A 16,133-nucleotide genomic window follows, 5' to 3' on the forward strand; every position below is an offset into this window, starting at 1 on the left:
CGGCAAGCGCGCTCGATCGGGCGCGCTTGCCTTTCAATCGGGAAAACACAGTGCAAGACACGCTCGGCGCCTTCGTTCCAGGTCCCATCATCCAGCGCGGTCCAAACCGGTCAGGGCCGCTCTCAGGCCTGACCTTTGCGGTCAAGGACTTGTTTGATGTCGCAGGCACCGTGACCGGCTGCGGCAATCCGGACTGGGCCGCCACGCATGAGGTAGAAGAGGCCGACGCCTGGGCGGTCGACCATCTGCTGGGGGCGGGCGCCGCGTTGACTGGCAAGACCATCACCGATGAAATCTCGCTCGGACTGCTCGGCATCAACAAATTTTACGGCACGCCGCTCAATCCGCGCGCGCCGGACCGTGTTCCGGGTGGCTCGTCGAGCGGCTCCGCCTCGGCCGTCGCCGGCGGCCTGGTCGATATTGCCTTGGGGACGGATTCCGGCGGTTCGGTGCGCGTGCCGTCCTGCTTCTGCGGGCTCTACGGACTGCGGCCGACGCACGGTCGGATCTCCGTCGCCGGCATGATGACCCAGGCACCGTCGTTCGATACCGTCGGCTATTTCGCCCGCGATGCGACGACGTTCGCGCGGGTCGGTGCCGTGCTGCTCGGCGAGCAGGTGCCCGACGCCCTGCCGACTGATATCATCATTGCGTCCGACTGCTTTGCCATCGCCGACGCGCCAGTGCAGGGCGCTCTCCAGCCGGTCGTTGATCGGCTACATCAGGCCGCTGCGACCATCGTATCCACCCCTGGCCGAAGGCGAGCTTCGCGACTGGGCGCGGCATCAGCGCATCCTGCAGAGATGCGAATTCCAGGCGACCTTTCGCGATTGGGTCGACCGGGTGAACCCGCGGTTCTCCTCGGAAGTCGCTGGCGCGTTTGCCGACGACGGCCGCACGCCACCGGCCGACCTCGCTGCGGCCAAGGCTTTTCGCACGAGCGCGTCGAAGCGGCTCGACGATCTGCTCGACGGGCGGCGCGTGCTGTGCCTGCCTACGTCGCCCATTCTGCCGATCAGCCGGGACGCGCGCCTGTCGGAGATCCGCGCTGCGGTGCACGAGATCGTCGACCTGACCGGCATCGCAGGCCTGACCGGGCTTCCTCAGGTGAATCTTCCCGTCGCGACATCCGGCTCTATTCCAGTGGGGCTGTCTCTCATCGGCTGGCGCGGCGGTGATGCGCCCCTTGTTGCCGCGGCACGGACCCTGGCTCGCGAATTCTCGGTAGGACTGTTCGAGGAGCGGCAATGACCGACGTCAGGGACACGAAGACGCTCACGCTCGACGGTGCGCTCAAGGTGCTCAACGCAGCCATCACGGAAGCCACCCGCATCGGGCAACCGATGTGTATCGCGGTGGTCGATACTGGCGGCAATCTCTTGGCGTTCGGACGCATGGACGGCTCGAAAGGCCTGAGCGTTACGTCATCCATCAACAAGGCGCGGACGTCGGCGCTGTCCGGCGTGCCGACCGGCGGCGCTCACGCAGATGTGGAGATTCAGGTCACCTTGGCGCACGAAAGTCGTTGGACCAATCTGATCGGTGGTTTGCCCATCCGCGTCGACGGATTCATTCTTGACGCAGTGGCGGCAGGCTCCGGGTCGGGCATGCAGGATCTCGCCGTGGCCCGAGCCGGTGCAGTTGCGATCCCGCGCGCAGACATGTACCTCGATTTCAAGCCGATGGGCGCGGAAGATGCCGGGATCATCAGAGGTACGACGCCTCAGCCGACGATTTGAATCCTTCAGGTAGTTTACAGCGGCTGGAGACAGCTAAGGGCCCACAAACACAATAGCGGTTAAAGTAGACGGCTAGCACCATGTGTAACGCGCCGGGGTGTTACGCGATCGCTCGTGGTGTGTCGCATAGCATTGCGGTTGAAAGCTACGATTCAGATGGTGCGGAGGGGACCGTTGCAAATCGCGGTTCGCGGTCCTCAGCCGAAACCTGAAGGTAGCACGCATTAAACTGGTCGCATCCCAGTCGCGCTATGGCAGGCACGGCAGGTACGGACCATCGAACGACCGCACCGGCGCGCTCCTTGACGGTATTTGAACTAAGCTCAACTCCATGTCGTAACGGCCGTCTTGACCACGTCTGTGCCGCGGATCACTCGATTGACTACGATAGATGGCGAAATCGCCGACAGCGCGAACGTCCCAAACTTTTCTGTGAATTCAAGACCACAAAATTGCGGCGGATATACCGTCGGCATTTGTCCGTCAGACTTGAAGAATTGTGCTTGCAAATCAACGGCGATACGTTTTCCGAGATGATAGAGTGGGGGTAGTGGTGCAGGTCACTGTGGGGTAGTCCAGCGTAGTCTTGGGTGCGTCTCTCGCATTCCTTGGACGTGAACATCTTCTGGGACTTGAAGGACTCGTTGATGTCGGACAGCGGCGAAAGGGCAGGGTGCTCCTGGTCAGACGGCGGCGCGAGGAGCACTTAAACAACACCGATTGGTAAGCTGAACCGCGCTCGAAAATCGTCAAGCCAGAAGACGAAAGTCGGGAGTCCAACTCAGTTGCGCGCGTGCCTTTTCGGTTGCCACGTACCTGTTGGATTGCGCGATGTTATAGATACCCGGATCGCCGTGGTCGATGGCGAGCAGAGCGGCATAGGCCGCCGCATCCACATGAACCGGCGCAGAATTCGACGGGCGGTCCGAAACGGTTCCGGGACCATAAAGCTGGCCATAGCGAAGGACGACGCCCTCGAGCGGCGGCGATTTCAAAGTGAAATCCTCCAGCGCAATCACCCCTTGCAGGTTGATACCGCTCTCTCCCTCGGCCCCAGCATCGAGCGCATCCGTCTCCGCGTGCGGCTCGATCCCCGGCGCGTAGGCCCACGCGATGCTTTGTGCCACCAACCGGCGGGCACCAGCCGCGATTGCTGCCGTAACGATGTTGCGCGTTCCTTCGCTACGGATGCGGGCGGTACGAACGATTGCTGCTCCCATTTCAAGCGGGTTAAGATCCTTCGGAAGGTCGGTGAGCTGATGGATCACGATATCCGCGCGCGCCAATGCGACAACGTGTGATAGCGCTGACGCGTCGAAGACGTCGACCACGATCGGATCCGCCCCGAGCGACCGCAGCGTATCGACATTCGCTTTTGACCTGGTGCTACCATAGACATAGTGGCCAGCGCCGCGCAGGAGCGGCGTCAGGCGCCTACCGATGGCCCCTGATGCACCCGCGAGGAATATCCTATAACCCATCATTCTTACTCCTGAACCAGAATGCGCCTTAACAGCGACTACCCCGCTGTGCGCTTTCTCTCCGATGCATTCGGCGATGAGAACGCAATCGCTCCATTCCTATGATCCGGGGTGAATTTCCGCCATAGGTCAGAACAGTCGTTCCCGCGATGCCGGACATTCCTCTTTTGAGACGCGCACAACTCTTCGCACGTCGGCGGATTCCCGAACGCTACTTCGCCATATTGATGATCTTGGCTTGAGTGTACGCCTCGAGGCCTTCTCGTCCCAATTCTTCGCCGACGCCTGATTGCTTGGCGACACCAAAGGGAATATCGGGCGACACGTCGAGAAACTTGTTAATCCAGACAGTCCCGGTTTCGATTTTAGCTGCTACGTAGAACGCCCGATCGAGATCCTTGCCCCAAACCGTTCCGGCGAGCCCATACTCTGAGTTGTTGGCACGAGCGATCGCGTCATCAACTGCAGAGTAGCGCAGCACCGGGACGACCGGGCCGAACTGCTCTTCGGTGACCAGTCGCGCATCGTCCGCGATGTCCCGGACGATGGTCGGTTGAATGAAATAGCCCTTGCGTCCGAGTACTTCGCCGCCCGCAACGATCTTGCCGTTCCGTTCGGCATCTTCCAGGAAGCCCTTCACCTTCTCAAACTGCGCCTTGTTCTGCAGCGGGCCCATCTGCGTCCCCTGCTTCAATCCGTCATCGACTACCCATTCGCGCGCGAGGCGAGCGAGTTCCTCGTAGATCCGATCATACTGTGAATCATGAACGTAGATGCGCTTAGCTCCGAGGCAGAGCTGCCCGGCGTTCATCATGGCGGCGACAAACAATTTGGGAGCTACTTCGACCGGGTCGACGTCATCAAGCACGATCGCGGCGTCGTTGCCACCCAGCTCCAGGGTCAACCGCTTCAGGGTGCTTGTTGCGGCGCTCATTACCTTCTTCCCGGTCGAGGTCGAGCCAGTGAAGGCAACTTTCGCCACATCGGGGTGGCTCGATAATGCCCCACCTAGATCATTGTTATCCACGATGATGTTGAGGGTACCCGCCGGCAGAATCTGTTTGCAGATTTCGCCGAATAGAAGCGTCGTGAGTGGCGTGGTCGGAGCCGGCTTCGCGACCACCGTGTTGCCGGCGAGCAGCGCCGGCGCCAGCTTGAGGACCAGCAGAATAACCGGGAAGTTCCATGGCACGATCGCTGCGACCACACCAAGCGGCATGCGCTGACGCACGACCTTCTGCGTCGCATTGTCCTTCAGCACTTCATACGGCAGATCGAGCTCCGCGTGATAGCGAATGATGTCTGTGGAGAACGTGATCTCCCATGCCGCTTCGGAAAGTGGCTTGCCCTGCTCCAGGGTCAGCAATCGTGTGAACTCGTCTTTTCGCGCTTCGAGCGCGTCGGCCACTCTCCCAAGAAGAGCGCCGCGCTCTCGAACCGGCTTGGCTGACCATGCGGGGAACGCCGCTTTCGCAGCAGCAATCGCTGCTTCGAGCTGTGCGATATCAGCCCGTGGAGCAACCGCAAGCAGTTCCTCGTTGGCCGGGTTGATGATGTCGAGCGTTGCTGCACCAGCCACCAACTTGCCGTCGATCAGCAGTTTGAATTCATTCATCGTTCTCTCCCGGTCCAATCGCAAGATCGACCGCGGTCTGAACCGCGGTATGTGGAGAATTGCGCGCTTCAACGCATCGCACCTGCGCGCGACCATCCGGACGACGCGTTAGTCGTTCCGATCCCGCGGGGTGCTTATCGAGCGGCCACAACTCATCAGCCACAATTGGTCGCACACATGCTCCGCCTCAATCAGACCAAGGTGTCGCCGATACCTTGGGATCGAGTCATCGCGATTGTTGGCGCTTTCTTGGTTTCACTGGGCCCTCTTCGATGGGGCGCGCCGCCGCCTCGTTGCCTCGGCGCTCATGCGCGAGGTGCCCGCGCAGAATGGCCGACGACACCATGGTGCAATTGAGCCAGGCGGCGGGTCCTCCTAGCTACACATAAACGTCGGTCACTTAGAGGATATAGCCATGACCATCATCAAAGCAGCAGCTGTACAGATCAGCCCGGTTCTCTACAGTCGTGAAGACACGACGGCGAAGATTGTCCAGAAGATCGTCAAGCTCGGTCGAGAGGGCGTGCAGTTCGCGACCTTTCCTGAAACCATTCTGCCCTACTATCCCTATTTCTCGTTCGTACAGCGTCCATTTGAAGCAATCGGTCAGAACCTCGTTCTGTTCGAGCAGTCTGTGACGGTGCCGTCACCCACGACCGTAGCGATCGGTGAGGCTTGCCGGCAAGCCAATATCGTGGTGTCCATCGGCATCAACGAACGCGATGGTGGAACGCTATACAACACTCAGCTGCTTTTTGATGCGGATGGCACCCTTATCCAGCGTCGTCGCAAGATATCGCCGACCCATCACGAACGTATGATCTGGGGGCAGGGCGACGCTTCGGGACTCAGGGCCGTCGACAGCGCGGTGGGACGAGTGGGGCAGCTGGCATGCTGGGAGCACTACAATCCATTGGCTCGATATGCGCTGATGGCGGACGGCGAGCAGATTCATGCAGCGATGTATCCAGGCTCATTCGGCGGCGACCTTTTCGCCGAACAGACCGAAATCAACATCAGGCAGCACGCACTTGAGTCTGCTTGCTTCGTCGTCAATGCGTGCGCCTGGCTCGACGCAGATCAGCAAGCCCGGATCATGCAAGACACCGGTTGTCCGATCGCTCCGATTTCCGGCGGTTGCTTCACGGCAATCGTCACGCCACAGGGACAATTCCTGGGACAGCCGTTGCGCTGCGATGAGGGGGCGGTGATTGCCGACCTCGACTTTTCATTGATCGACAAACGCAAGCGCCTGATGGATTCGCGTGGTCACTATAGTCGCCCGGAATTGCTCAGCCTTCTGATCAATCGCGCACCGGCTGCGCACGTCCACGAGGTTCAGGCGCAGATGTCGTCAGTTGCTCTTGAGACCGCCGATGATTGGCCTTCCGCCCCGAAGTGACGGATCGTCGTGCCCGGCGTGAATCGATTGCATATCCGAAGGCGGTAGCAAGCCTGGGCCGAATACTGGCGCTGAGTGCAGACAAGGAAGCAAATCGATGGCTACTTACGAACCCGCGATCACCGCGCTGCTGTGCATCGACTTCTACAACGACTTCCTGAGCGTCGGCGGAAAGCTCTGGCCGTGGGTTAAGGAAGGCGCCGAGGAGGCCAACCTGCTGGAAAACCTTCGCACGATCGTTCGAGCCGCCCGTGAGGCAGGTATCGCGATCTATCACGTTCCACATCATCGCTGGGAACCCGGAGACTACGTGGATTGGAAGTATCCCTCGCCCTATCAGCTCGGCGCGGCGGAACGGCAAGCCTTTGCGAAGAATAGTTGGGGCGGGACGTTTCACAAAGACTTCCAGGTCGAGGTGGGCGATATAGTTGCAACCGAGCACTGGGCGTCGAGCGGCTTTCCCAACACGGATCTAGAACACCAGCTCAAGCGATACGGCAAGGAGAAGATCATCTGCACGGGCTTGTTGGCGAACACCTGCGTCGAAGCGACGGCCCGCATTGGAATGGAACTCGGCTTCCACGTTACGTTGGTACGTGATGGGACCGCAGCGCGCTCACATGAAGCCCTGCATGCTATGCTGGACATCGACGGTCCGACCTTTGCTCACGAGATCCTGACGACCGCCGAGTTGGTTTCCGCTATCCGGGCTTCCGCGTCCGCTAGCGAAGTGTCTGCAGGACAGGCGAGTTCAAAGCCGCTCTAGCCGATCATACTACGCTGGGTAAGGAATTTCGCAGGCCCGTGGCGCTGACGTCCGTCCCGCGCTTCCCACGCCTGTCCCATTGAGGACGGCGACGCAACGTGTCCATCGGAACGGGACTGGTCCACCTGCGAGCAGATACGCCTCAGGCTATTCTTGTGGGTGAAGCCGAGCGCACGATGGAGAAAAGTGCGCTCGTAGCCGCTGACTAGGCAAGTTCACGTACCGCCGGCCACGGGGGGTCGGATCACAAACGGCCGTCGGCTCTCGCCTTTTGGGAAGCGGCCACAGACCCAGAGGCAACCGAAGAACTTTGAAGAAGGGCCTCGTCGCCGTTGAAAAGCACAGATCCGTACTAAGTAGACCTGTCCTGACCAAGACGGAGCTTGGCGGCCATCGTTGCTAGATCAACAAGGGAGCAAGCCTGCATCTTCCTCATGACCCGACCTCGATGCGCCTTCACCGTGATTTCGCTGATACCAAGATCGAAGGCAACCTGCTTATTCAGCCGGCCAGTCGTCACCAACGACATGACCTCTCGTTCGCGCCGACTGAGCATCCGGTATCGGTCGGCGATGACCTGAATTTCAACTTCCCGATCAAGTAAGGTGCGGCTATGCTCAATGGCGTTGCGAATGGCCTCGAGCAGAGCATCGTCGGAGAATGGCTTGGTCAAGAATTCGACCGCACCCGCTTTCATTGCCCGCACGGACGTCGGCACGTCCCCGTATCCGGTAATAAAAATGATTGGCATGTCCGTGCGATCACCTGCCAGGCGAACTTGAAGTTCGAGACCATTCAGATCGGGCAAATTCACATCAAGGATAAGACAGCTGGGAGCCTGCACTCGTGGATGCGAAAGAAACCCCTGAGCTGATGAGAAGGTCTCCGGTCGCCAACCGGCCGAACTGATCATCAATTCCAATGACTCGCGCACTGAAATATCGTCGTCGACAACAAACACGATCGGCAGGGTGTGCGACATGAATGACATCCAGGACAAGCGCTCTGTTAATTTACCGTACCTTCCCGCATTCGATGGTACTACGCGGCATTCTGCCCACACGAAGCGCAAGATCGATGGCATCGCGCAGCGAGGCGTCACTGAACGGCTTGAGCAGACATTCCACCGCGCCTTCTGCCATTGCGCGTGGCCGGACCGTCTCGTCACCGTGACCAGTAATGAAGACGATCGGAACGTCTTGCCGGCGTAACCGGAGTTCTCGCTGTAGGTCCGGTCCTGACATTCCCGGCATGGCCATGTCCAAAATCAAGCAGCTCGTGAGATCGATATGGTCGGAAGCAAGAAACTCCTCGGCTGACGAAAACGCTTCAGCAGCGAAACCGAATTCCCTCAGCAGGTCTGGTAGCGATTCACGTACCGATTCGTCGTCATCGACAATCGAAACGAGCAAACGGCTCGTCATTAAAGGCTCCTCATCACTTGGTCCCGCGTGGCAGGGCCCCAATTAACGCTTAGATCGTGGTTCTCTGCACTCGCAAGCCCAAGTGGGATGGAAAAGGAAACAGAAGCGCCATGGGTATCATTTGGTTGCGCCCACAGCCGACCATGATGATTTTCGATAATGGACCGGCTGACCCACAAGCCGATCCCCATGCCGGCTTCCTTTGTCGTGAAGAAGGCATCAAAGATCCTGTGCAGGTCATGCGGGGCGAAGCCAACTCCTTCGTCTTTCACGGTAAGGCGCACGCTCTCATCCGTATCGCGTTCGGTTTTGACGATGAGCCGCTTGGGGCGATTGTCGATACCGCCCATCGCATCCGACGCATTGCGAACCAGGTTCAGGATAACCTGCTGAAGCTGGACGCGATCGCCCATGACGGTCGGAAGGTCATCGTCAAAATCCATCTCGATATTGATCCGATCCCTCTTGAGCTCGTTCAGCAGCAGCGCGATGACCTCTTGCGTCGCTTCATTGAGGTGAACTCGCTCCATCGAAAACCGGCGTTTGCCGAAGAGCGCCCGTAGTCGAACGATCACGTCGGAAGCACGGTTCCCGTCCCGTATGGTGCGCCGCGCGGTCTCGCGTGCTCCGTCAACGTTGGGTGGATCCGCGGCCAGCATCCGCATACAGGTGCTGGCATTGGTGAGAATGCCCGACAAGGGCTGGTTGACTTCATGGGCGATCGAGGCCGTCAACGCTCCAAGGCTCGCGATTCTCGATACCCGGGCAAGCTCTGATCTGACATCCTCAAGTGCCTCTTCCGAGACCCGGCGCTTGGTGACGTCCTGTACGGCGCCGATGTATTCGAGCTGACCTCTACGGTTCCGGGTCGCATGCGCGACCAGATGAAGATATTTGACCGATTGATCGGGCATAAGCAGCCGGTGCTCGTACTCGAAATCCTCTGCCTCCGCGCTCACCCGGGCGATCATGTCCTTCATCAGCGAGATGTCGTCGGGGTGAACTCGCGATCCGATGAGCTCAAGCGTCACCGGGATCGCTTGGTCAAACTCGAAAATGCGATAAACCTGCTCTGACCAAATGATCTCTCCGGTCGCGACGCACCATGAGAAGCTGCCGGTCTTGCTTAGGTGCTGGGCTTCGGTGAGAAACGCTCCACTTCGTTGCAATGCCTCCTCCGACCGCCTGCGTTCCGTTATGTCGCGCAGGTAGCAAGTAAACGATGGTGGTCCCTCCAGAGGAATACGAGAGATCGCGAGCTCGACGGGGAATTCGCTGCCGTCCGCACGTACGGCCGTCATCTCAACCCGTTTGCCGATCAATCGTGTTTCACCCGTTCGCAGATATCGAGCCATGCCTTGCCGATGCTTCTTCCGCAGAGCCGGGGGGATGATGGCGTCCGCCAACTCCCTACCGACAATCTCGCCACGGGGATATCCGAAGGTGCGTTCCGCAGCCGGGTTGAACTCGATTACGCCCCCTTCGTGATCCATCGTGATGATACAATCCAGCGCCGCGTCCAAGATCGCGGCCTTGCGCGCTTCACTTTGCTTCAACGCGGTGTCGCTCAGGGCGCGTTCGATGGCTATGCTGGCGACGTGCGAAAATTGAGCGATGAGATCCTGTTGTTCTCGGGTGGGCGTGCGAGGCTTGTCGTAGTAGATCGCGAAAGCGCCGACGACCTTGCCCATCGTCGACGTGATCGGTGTTGACCAGCACGCTTGGAGCCCATGCGCCATCGCCATTGGGCACCAGGCATGGGCCGCCCATCGTGTTTCCAGCATGAGATCGGCGGCGATCACCTGCTCGTTCAGATGCGCGGCCATCGCGCAGGGGCCTGAATCGACATTCACCGGGCGGCCAATGATTGAGTTGATGAAGGTGGCCGGAAGGCTAGGCGCGGCGCCGTGTTCAAGCCGCGTGCCGGTTGGGTCGACCAGCACCACGCTGCAATAGCAGCCCTCGCTCGTAGTCTCAACGAGGCGGCACAGTGCCACGAGAATGTCCGACATTGAACTGCCGGCGGCCGCCATTTCCAGCAGTTGCTTTTCGCACAAGAGTAGCGACTCAGCACGTCTCCGGTCATCGATATCGCTCTCGATCATGTACCATCGTACGATTTGTCCGCGCGCGTCCCTGCGGGGCATCCCACGCACGTGAAACCATCGATAAACGCCGTCAGCGCGTCGCATACGCTGCTCGACATCGTACGGCTCCCCCGTGGCTATCGATCGGTCCCAAGCCACTCTTACCGAAGGGAGATCGTCGGGGTGAACCAGACTTCCTGTCCTCCAGCCCTTTAGATCCTCGAGCGTCGTCCCGAGATAGTCGAGGACATGCTGATTGACGCTCTCGAGTTCCCCCGTCGGCGTCATGAAGAATACCATCGCAGGAATGGTGTCGGAAATGGAGCGATAAAGGCTCTCGCTCGCCCGACCAAGCCTCCCTCGGTCCTCGATATCAATATTCAGTCCAATCCATTTGACGATTTTTTGGGGCCCGTCGACTAATGGTCGAACTCGGATAGTGAACCAGTGGTATTCTCCATCGCGGCGACGCAGGCGCGCTTCCATCGCGCTTTCCGCGCCGGCTATCAGAATCGACCGCCAGCGCTCTAGCAGACCGGGTAGATCTTCCGGATGGACGGCACGCCGCCAACCGGCCCCCACTAGCTGGCCAGCATCAAGACCGGTGTACTCACACCAGCGACGGCTGACGTGATCTACAGTTCCGTCAGGTAACGCCGTCCAAACCAATCCTGGAAGCGTATCGAGTACAGGACTGAGGTCGTTCTCCATGGGGCTCGTTCCTGACGGTCACCGTGAAAGAATAATGCGCCGGGGGGCCACGCGGGGTCGATGATACCTTGGTGTCGGTTCAAGGATCGCCGCTCCGGCTTTGACCAGAAGCCTACTCCCTGGCCTGCTCGATCGACAATCGATTTTGTCCGCGATCTTCGGCATTTACTGGCATCGGCGAAGGCTCGTGCATGGGCCGACGACTGACGATCGCGCGACTTGTCACTTAAACGTCAGACGGCTGGCGACACCTTCGTGCAATGGATTCATTGCCGATACCCGTTAGATCGAACGTCAGCCGATGAAACGTCGCTTCCTTGTTTTTCGCAATCGGCGCCGAAGTAAAGCTCTCTGCCGGAGTGCGTCATGGACAAACGTGAATTCGACTACGTCATCGTCGGGGCAGGTTCTGCGGGATGCGTGCTCGCCTCGCGCCTCACGGAGGATCCGAGCGTCTCGGTCTGTCTGCTCGAAGCTGGCGGCCGAGACACGAGCGTTCTGATACAGGCCCCCGCTGCCTTCGTCGCAATGGTACCGACAAAGCTCAACAACTACGCGTTCCAGACTGTACCGCAGCCTGGCCTGAACGGCCGCCGTGGATATCAACCGCGTGGCAAGGTGCTTGGAGGCTCAAGTTCGATCAATGCGATGTTCTATGTGCGCGGAAACAAATGGGATTACGACCACTGGGCCGCGCTCGGCAATCCTGGCTGGTCCTATGACGACGTGTTGCCGCTGTTCAAGCGGGCTGAACACAATGAAGAGTTCAAGGATGATTACCACGGTCAGGGCGGACCTCTGAACGTTACCTATCAGCGATACGAGAGCCCGCTCACCAAGCTGTTCCTTGAGGCCGCGGCGCTGCGGCAAATCCGGTCAAATCCCGATTACAATGGAGCGGAGCAAGAAGGTGCCTTCGCGTATCAGGTCACCCATAAGGATGGCGAGCGGTGCAGCACGGCGAAGGCCTACCTCACTCCGAACCTGTCGCGCAAGAACCTCGCAGTTTTGACACACGCCATCTCTGCCAAGATACTGATGAGGGATCGTCGAGCGTACGGCGTGTCATATTACCAGGGCGGGGAGGTGAAGGAGGCGCACGCCCGGCGAGAAGTGATACTTTCCGGCGGCGCCTTTGGTTCGCCGCAACTTCTGCTACTCTCCGGAATAGGACCTGGCGAGGCGCTGACGCAGCTTGGCATTCCGATCCTGAACGACCTACCCGGTGTTGGTGCGAATTTACAAGATCATATCGATTACATCCAGTCGTGGCGCGTGCTGGACAACGTCGGGACGGTTGGCATTTCGTTCAGAGGCGCAGGGAGAATGCTGCGTGCAATCCTTGAGTGGAATTGCAGCCGTACCGGCTTAGTGACAACGACCTATGGCACGGCGGGCGCGTTCATTCGATCATCGCCAGAAGTCCCGGCCCCCGATTTGCAATTGATCTTTGTCATTGCAATCGTCGACGATCACGCACGCAAGCTCCACCTTGGCCATGGCATATCCTGCCACGTTGATGTCTTGCGACCCCATAGTCGAGGTGTCGTAGGACTTACCAGCAACGACCCGCGCGATCCGCCCCGGATCGATCCCAACTTCCTTTCCGACGAGCGCGATCTAAGGCTGCTGGTCAAGGGAGCCCAGATCCAGCAAGGAATTATCGAATCCCGCCCATTCCATCAACTCCGCGGGGAAATGCTGTACCCGACGCGAGCCGACGATGTTGCCGGTCTTGAGAGCGATATTCGCAGTCGAGCCGATACGCAGTATCACCCGGTTGGCACCTGCAAGATGGGCCCGGATGACGATCCGATGGCGGTGGTGGACGCCCGGCTGCGTGTACGCGGCGTTGACGCGTTGCGCGTGGTTGACGCGTCCGTGATGCCAACCATCGTCGGCGGCAACACCAACGCTCCCACAATCATGATTGCCGAAAAGGCTGCGGATTTAATCCGAGAGGACGTCTGAACATTCGTTTCACACAGGGACTAAAGGGATGGAGGCCGAACACATGCAAACGAACCACTCCAGCAGCAACGCACAGAACGTCGTCGATTTGCGCCTCGAGCCAACATCGGTCGACCATTTGCTCATCCAAGAGCTTTCCCATCGTGTAAAAAATGAGCTCACGTCAGTGATTGGACTCGCTGTATCGATCGCGCGCCGCTCTACATCTCACGAAGTTAAGTCTGCCCTCGCCAAGGTGAGCAATACGTTACATTGCTATGCGGTGGCGCATCGGGCGTTACAGATGCCGGTACATTGCACCGAAATTGACGCATCTGAATACGCTGCCGCGCTCTGTAATTCGCTCTCGTGCGCTCGGCTTGATCCTCAAGGAATTGAGCTGATACTCATCTTGCGACCATTCAAGTTGCGTTCAGAGCGGTGTTGGAAGCTTGGTCTCATCCTTTCGGAACTGATCACAAACAGCGCACGTCACGCCTTCGGAAATCGCGGCGGGACCCTTGAGGTCACCCTGCGTACCTCGGGCTTGCTGGTTGAATGTTGCGTTAAAGACAACGGCTCAGCCCAGAGCCCATACGGGATCGGCCAAGGGCTGAAAATCGTAGCTGCTCTAGCAAAGGAACTGGGCGGCACGATCAGCCATGAATTTGGATTGGAAGGCGCCACATCGACCCTGACGTTTCCGATCGAAGCCAAGTCGCGACTTGTCGACGTCGTTGCTGCCAAGCCAGGTCAGAAATGAAGCAATCGCAGCGCATACCGATCGTTGTCTCTAAGAGCCCTCACCAACAGGAAAGGATCTTCCATGAACGGCCGTATTGACTACATCAAGGCGTCGCCGGCGGGTTACAAGGCGTTCGCAGAGGTTTACGCGCTCCTTCAGGAGAGCAGTCTCGCGCAAGAATTGATCTATCTCGTCTATTTGCGGGCATCGCAGATAAACGGTTGCGCGTATTGCATTGATATGCATTCACGCGATCTGCTCAAGTTCGGAGTCGCGGTCGAAAAGCTCGTGCTTGTACCGGTCTGGCGAGATGCGGGCGCGCTATTCAGCGTCCGCGAACGCGCTGCACTCGCCTGGGCGGAGACCGTAACTCGCGTAGCCGAGACCAACGTTCCTGCCGCTGACTATGAATCTGCTGTCGCCGAGTTCAACGGCACGGAGCTCGCAGACCTAACCTATGCGGTCAGCTTGATGAATGTGTTCAATCGCCTGTCGATCGCATTCCGCACGCCGCCCGCGGCCTCGCTCAAAGTCGCGAATGCGGCATCGGCCGTCGGCCGGCGCGACGAGTAGGGCATCGACCAAGTCCTGGCACCTCCTCCCGCTGCCAGGGAAAACTGGAGCCGTCGGAACAACCGACGGCTCCTTCTTCAATGATCGTCCTATGCTCGCGGACAGGCAGACAATGGCGACCAAGCGTTATGAACAGACGGGAGCTCAAATGCCGAGCCGACATCCGAACTCTTAGATCGCATCGACACTCGGCCCTTAGATGGAGGTGACAGATGAGCGTGTCTCAAGGGGCTCACACCAACCGAGTTTGCAACCCTCCCCAACGGGCCAAACCCAGAACGGAGTCTACTTATAAACGGGGCGAATTGGGGAACAGGTCACAATACGCATCCGGCAGAACCGGCACCCACTATAACGTAGTCAAATTCACCATGAACCATCGAGTGCTCCCGGTGAGAGGGGTTGTGCTTTCCGATGTGAGACGAAACGTCGTGTGTCGAATGGAGCGTCTCAGCTGCACACTTCTGGTTGCGCAGATCTGGAAGTGAATCCATTGCACCAAGGTGTCGCAGGGATTGCATCTGTGGGTTTAGATGTGCCGTGGTCTCAATCAGACTTCCGGGACGAGCATTCGCTCGTGACGAAAGAGACCGAACATCGTGGGCGAAATCGATTGTCGGCAGGCCGGTATAGAGAAAGGTGCCTCGTGGTGAGCGGAAGGCTCAGCGATGAAGCCTCGGCACCGGGTCATGATTGACCGCTGTCTTGGCGGTCGCGGGCAGGATGGCGTACCGATAGATCACAAGGTGTCGACGACACCATGGTGCAATAGATTCGTCTCCAGCTCAGAGGCAAGAGTCCATACCAAGCACGGCAGCCGCGCCGAGGACCCGCAGTCAATGAGGTTCAGCGTTGCTTGTCGACTCCGATGGTTGGACGGGACGCGCTTCCGTTAGGCTCGTCAGGCAAGAGCCTTCGCCATCAACGCGGCGCGGCAGGAATGAGCGCCGGCATGAGAAGGAAGCGAGAATAGGTGGATGATGAAAATCCTGCATGTTTGCTGTAGTTCTCGCGGGCAGTTCTCCGAGAGTTGCAGGATATCTCGGAAGATTATCGAATTGTTGCGCGCGAAGGAGCCATCTTCGGTGCTCACAAATCGAGTCATCGGTGGCGGAGCGATCGCGCATATAGATGCGAGCTATGCATCCGCGCTTGGTGCAACCGAATCGTCATTCGCGGAAGCGTTCCCAATGGGCTCCATGTCCCGATCCGAAGAGCTCATTCAGGAGCTGGAGCGCTCCGACTACGTTGTCATCGGGACCCCTATGCATAACTTCACGGTGCCATCTGCACTAAAGGCGTGGATTGATCACGTCGTTCGCGTCCGCCGAACGTTCGATTCGACCACGGAGGGCTATGTAGGCAGGTTGCGCGACCGCCCAGTCTTTGTCGCCGTGTCTTCGGGCGGGAGATACTCCGGTGAGCGCGCGCGTCAGCCGGATTTTCTTACTCCGTATCTAAGAGCCATCCTGGGCGTCATAGGACTGAATGATCTGACTGTCTTCTCCATCGAAGGTACTGCCCTCGGCCGGGACGCTGTCGTTGAGGCGAGGATCAAGACAGATCAGGCGCTGGAAGAGTACTTTCGCCATTTGCCGGTACGGCCGCATTGCAGCGGCGACGTCTTTCCGTGATCGGGA

13 protein-coding genes are annotated in these 16,133 nt (G+C 58.9%); 8 read left to right on the forward strand and 5 right to left on the reverse strand.

The window, feature by feature from the left end; all coding sequences use genetic code 11:
• Positions 1-50 precede the first annotated feature (50 nt).
• The gene (locus ACVMB1_RS09910; protein WP_456848517.1) at positions 51-1,178 is read left to right on the forward strand and encodes an amidase family protein; all 1,128 of its coding nucleotides are present in this window, start codon (positions 51-53) and stop codon (positions 1,176-1,178) included.
• Positions 1,179-1,247: 69 nt separating this feature from the next.
• Positions 1,248-1,739: a GlcG/HbpS family heme-binding protein gene (locus ACVMB1_RS09915; RefSeq protein ID WP_141342859.1), complete on the forward strand. Its 492-nt coding sequence runs from the start codon at positions 1,248-1,250 to the stop codon at positions 1,737-1,739.
• Positions 1,740-2,488: 749 nt separating this feature from the next.
• Here ACVMB1_RS09915 and ACVMB1_RS09920 read toward each other — a convergent pair.
• Together ACVMB1_RS09920 and ACVMB1_RS09925 are read right to left on the reverse strand one after the other, a co-directional pair.
• Entirely contained in the window at positions 2,489-3,223 is a 735-nt protein-coding gene (locus tag ACVMB1_RS09920) for an NAD-dependent epimerase/dehydratase family protein (protein ID WP_246786648.1), read from the reverse strand.
• A 208-nt stretch (positions 3,224-3,431) separates the two neighbouring features.
• Positions 3,432-4,835, reverse strand: a complete 1,404-nt coding sequence (locus ACVMB1_RS09925) for an aldehyde dehydrogenase family protein (RefSeq protein ID WP_456814322.1) — start codon at positions 4,833-4,835, stop codon at positions 3,432-3,434.
• Between the two features lie 415 nt (positions 4,836-5,250).
• On the opposite strand from ACVMB1_RS09925, the gene ACVMB1_RS09930 reads away from it, so the two are divergent.
• Positions 5,251-6,237, forward strand: a complete 987-nt coding sequence (locus tag ACVMB1_RS09930) for a nitrilase-related carbon-nitrogen hydrolase (protein ID WP_141342857.1) — start codon at positions 5,251-5,253, stop codon at positions 6,235-6,237.
• A gap of 97 nt (positions 6,238-6,334) precedes the next feature.
• On the forward strand, positions 6,335-7,003 hold the full coding sequence (locus ACVMB1_RS09935; RefSeq protein WP_141342856.1) for a cysteine hydrolase family protein: 669 nt from the start codon (positions 6,335-6,337) through the stop codon (positions 7,001-7,003).
• A 352-nt stretch (positions 7,004-7,355) separates the two neighbouring features.
• Here ACVMB1_RS09935 and ACVMB1_RS09940 read toward each other — a convergent pair whose 3' ends face one another.
• The 3 genes from ACVMB1_RS09940 to ACVMB1_RS09950 are packed head-to-tail and all read right to left on the reverse strand — an operon-like array spanning position 7,356 to position 11,225.
• Complete coding sequence (locus ACVMB1_RS09940) at positions 7,356-7,985, reverse strand: response regulator transcription factor (protein WP_076832914.1); 630 nt, start codon at positions 7,983-7,985, stop codon at positions 7,356-7,358.
• A 31-nt stretch (positions 7,986-8,016) separates the two neighbouring features.
• Positions 8,017-8,427 carry a response regulator gene (locus ACVMB1_RS09945; protein WP_076832908.1) on the reverse strand — a complete coding sequence of 137 codons (411 nt, stop codon included), beginning with the start codon at positions 8,425-8,427 and terminating at the stop codon, positions 8,017-8,019.
• Positions 8,427-11,225, reverse strand: a complete 2,799-nt coding sequence (locus tag ACVMB1_RS09950) for a PAS domain S-box protein (protein ID WP_076832911.1) — start codon at positions 11,223-11,225, stop codon at positions 8,427-8,429. Before ACVMB1_RS09950 ends, ACVMB1_RS09945 begins: the two co-directional genes overlap by 1 nt.
• 366 nt (positions 11,226-11,591) lie before the next feature.
• On the opposite strand from ACVMB1_RS09950, the gene ACVMB1_RS09955 reads away from it, so the two are divergent.
• The 4 genes from ACVMB1_RS09955 to ACVMB1_RS09970 all read left to right on the forward strand — a co-directional run bounded on the left by ACVMB1_RS09955 (position 11,592) and on the right by ACVMB1_RS09970 (position 16,127).
• Positions 11,592-13,196, forward strand: coding sequence for a GMC family oxidoreductase (locus ACVMB1_RS09955; protein WP_141342855.1), 1,605 nt, complete (start codon positions 11,592-11,594; stop codon positions 13,194-13,196).
• A gap of 28 nt (positions 13,197-13,224) precedes the next feature.
• Positions 13,225-13,938, forward strand: a complete 714-nt coding sequence (locus ACVMB1_RS09960) for a sensor histidine kinase (RefSeq protein WP_141342854.1) — start codon at positions 13,225-13,227, stop codon at positions 13,936-13,938.
• 63 nt (positions 13,939-14,001) lie between these two features.
• Complete coding sequence (locus ACVMB1_RS09965; RefSeq protein ID WP_141342853.1) at positions 14,002-14,493, forward strand: carboxymuconolactone decarboxylase family protein; 492 nt, start codon at positions 14,002-14,004, stop codon at positions 14,491-14,493.
• A gap of 977 nt (positions 14,494-15,470) precedes the next feature.
• Positions 15,471-16,127 (forward strand): FMN-dependent NADH-azoreductase, encoded by a 657-nt coding sequence (locus ACVMB1_RS09970; RefSeq protein WP_200844562.1) that lies wholly within the window; start codon positions 15,471-15,473, stop codon positions 16,125-16,127.
• Positions 16,128-16,133: the final 6 nt, after the last annotated feature.

It is taken from the genome of Bradyrhizobium sp. USDA 4504 (genome assembly GCF_054063995.1).

What these genes read in the sequence shown, in the direction of transcription:
- ACVMB1_RS09915 (WP_141342859.1), top strand. Translation starts at nt 1,248, where the DNA reads ATGACCGACGTCAGGGACACGAAGACGCTCACGCTCGACGGTGCGCTC.
- ACVMB1_RS09920 (WP_246786648.1), bottom strand. Translation starts at nt 3,223, where the DNA reads ATGATGGGTTATAGGATATTCCTCGCGGGTGCATCAGGGGCCATCGGT.
- ACVMB1_RS09925 (WP_456814322.1), bottom strand. Translation starts at nt 4,835, where the DNA reads ATGAATGAATTCAAACTGCTGATCGACGGCAAGTTGGTGGCTGGTGCA.
- ACVMB1_RS09930 (WP_141342857.1), top strand. Translation starts at nt 5,251, where the DNA reads ATGACCATCATCAAAGCAGCAGCTGTACAGATCAGCCCGGTTCTCTAC.
- ACVMB1_RS09935 (WP_141342856.1), top strand. Translation starts at nt 6,335, where the DNA reads ATGGCTACTTACGAACCCGCGATCACCGCGCTGCTGTGCATCGACTTC.
- ACVMB1_RS09940 (WP_076832914.1), bottom strand. Translation starts at nt 7,985, where the DNA reads ATGTCGCACACCCTGCCGATCGTGTTTGTTGTCGACGACGATATTTCA.
- ACVMB1_RS09945 (WP_076832908.1), bottom strand. Translation starts at nt 8,427, where the DNA reads ATGACGAGCCGTTTGCTCGTTTCGATTGTCGATGACGACGAATCGGTA.
- ACVMB1_RS09950 (WP_076832911.1), bottom strand. Translation starts at nt 11,225, where the DNA reads ATGGAGAACGACCTCAGTCCTGTACTCGATACGCTTCCAGGATTGGTT.
- ACVMB1_RS09955 (WP_141342855.1), top strand. Translation starts at nt 11,592, where the DNA reads ATGGACAAACGTGAATTCGACTACGTCATCGTCGGGGCAGGTTCTGCG.
- ACVMB1_RS09960 (WP_141342854.1), top strand. Translation starts at nt 13,225, where the DNA reads ATGGAGGCCGAACACATGCAAACGAACCACTCCAGCAGCAACGCACAG.
- ACVMB1_RS09965 (WP_141342853.1), top strand. Translation starts at nt 14,002, where the DNA reads ATGAACGGCCGTATTGACTACATCAAGGCGTCGCCGGCGGGTTACAAG.
- ACVMB1_RS09970 (WP_200844562.1), top strand. Translation starts at nt 15,471, where the DNA reads ATGATGAAAATCCTGCATGTTTGCTGTAGTTCTCGCGGGCAGTTCTCC.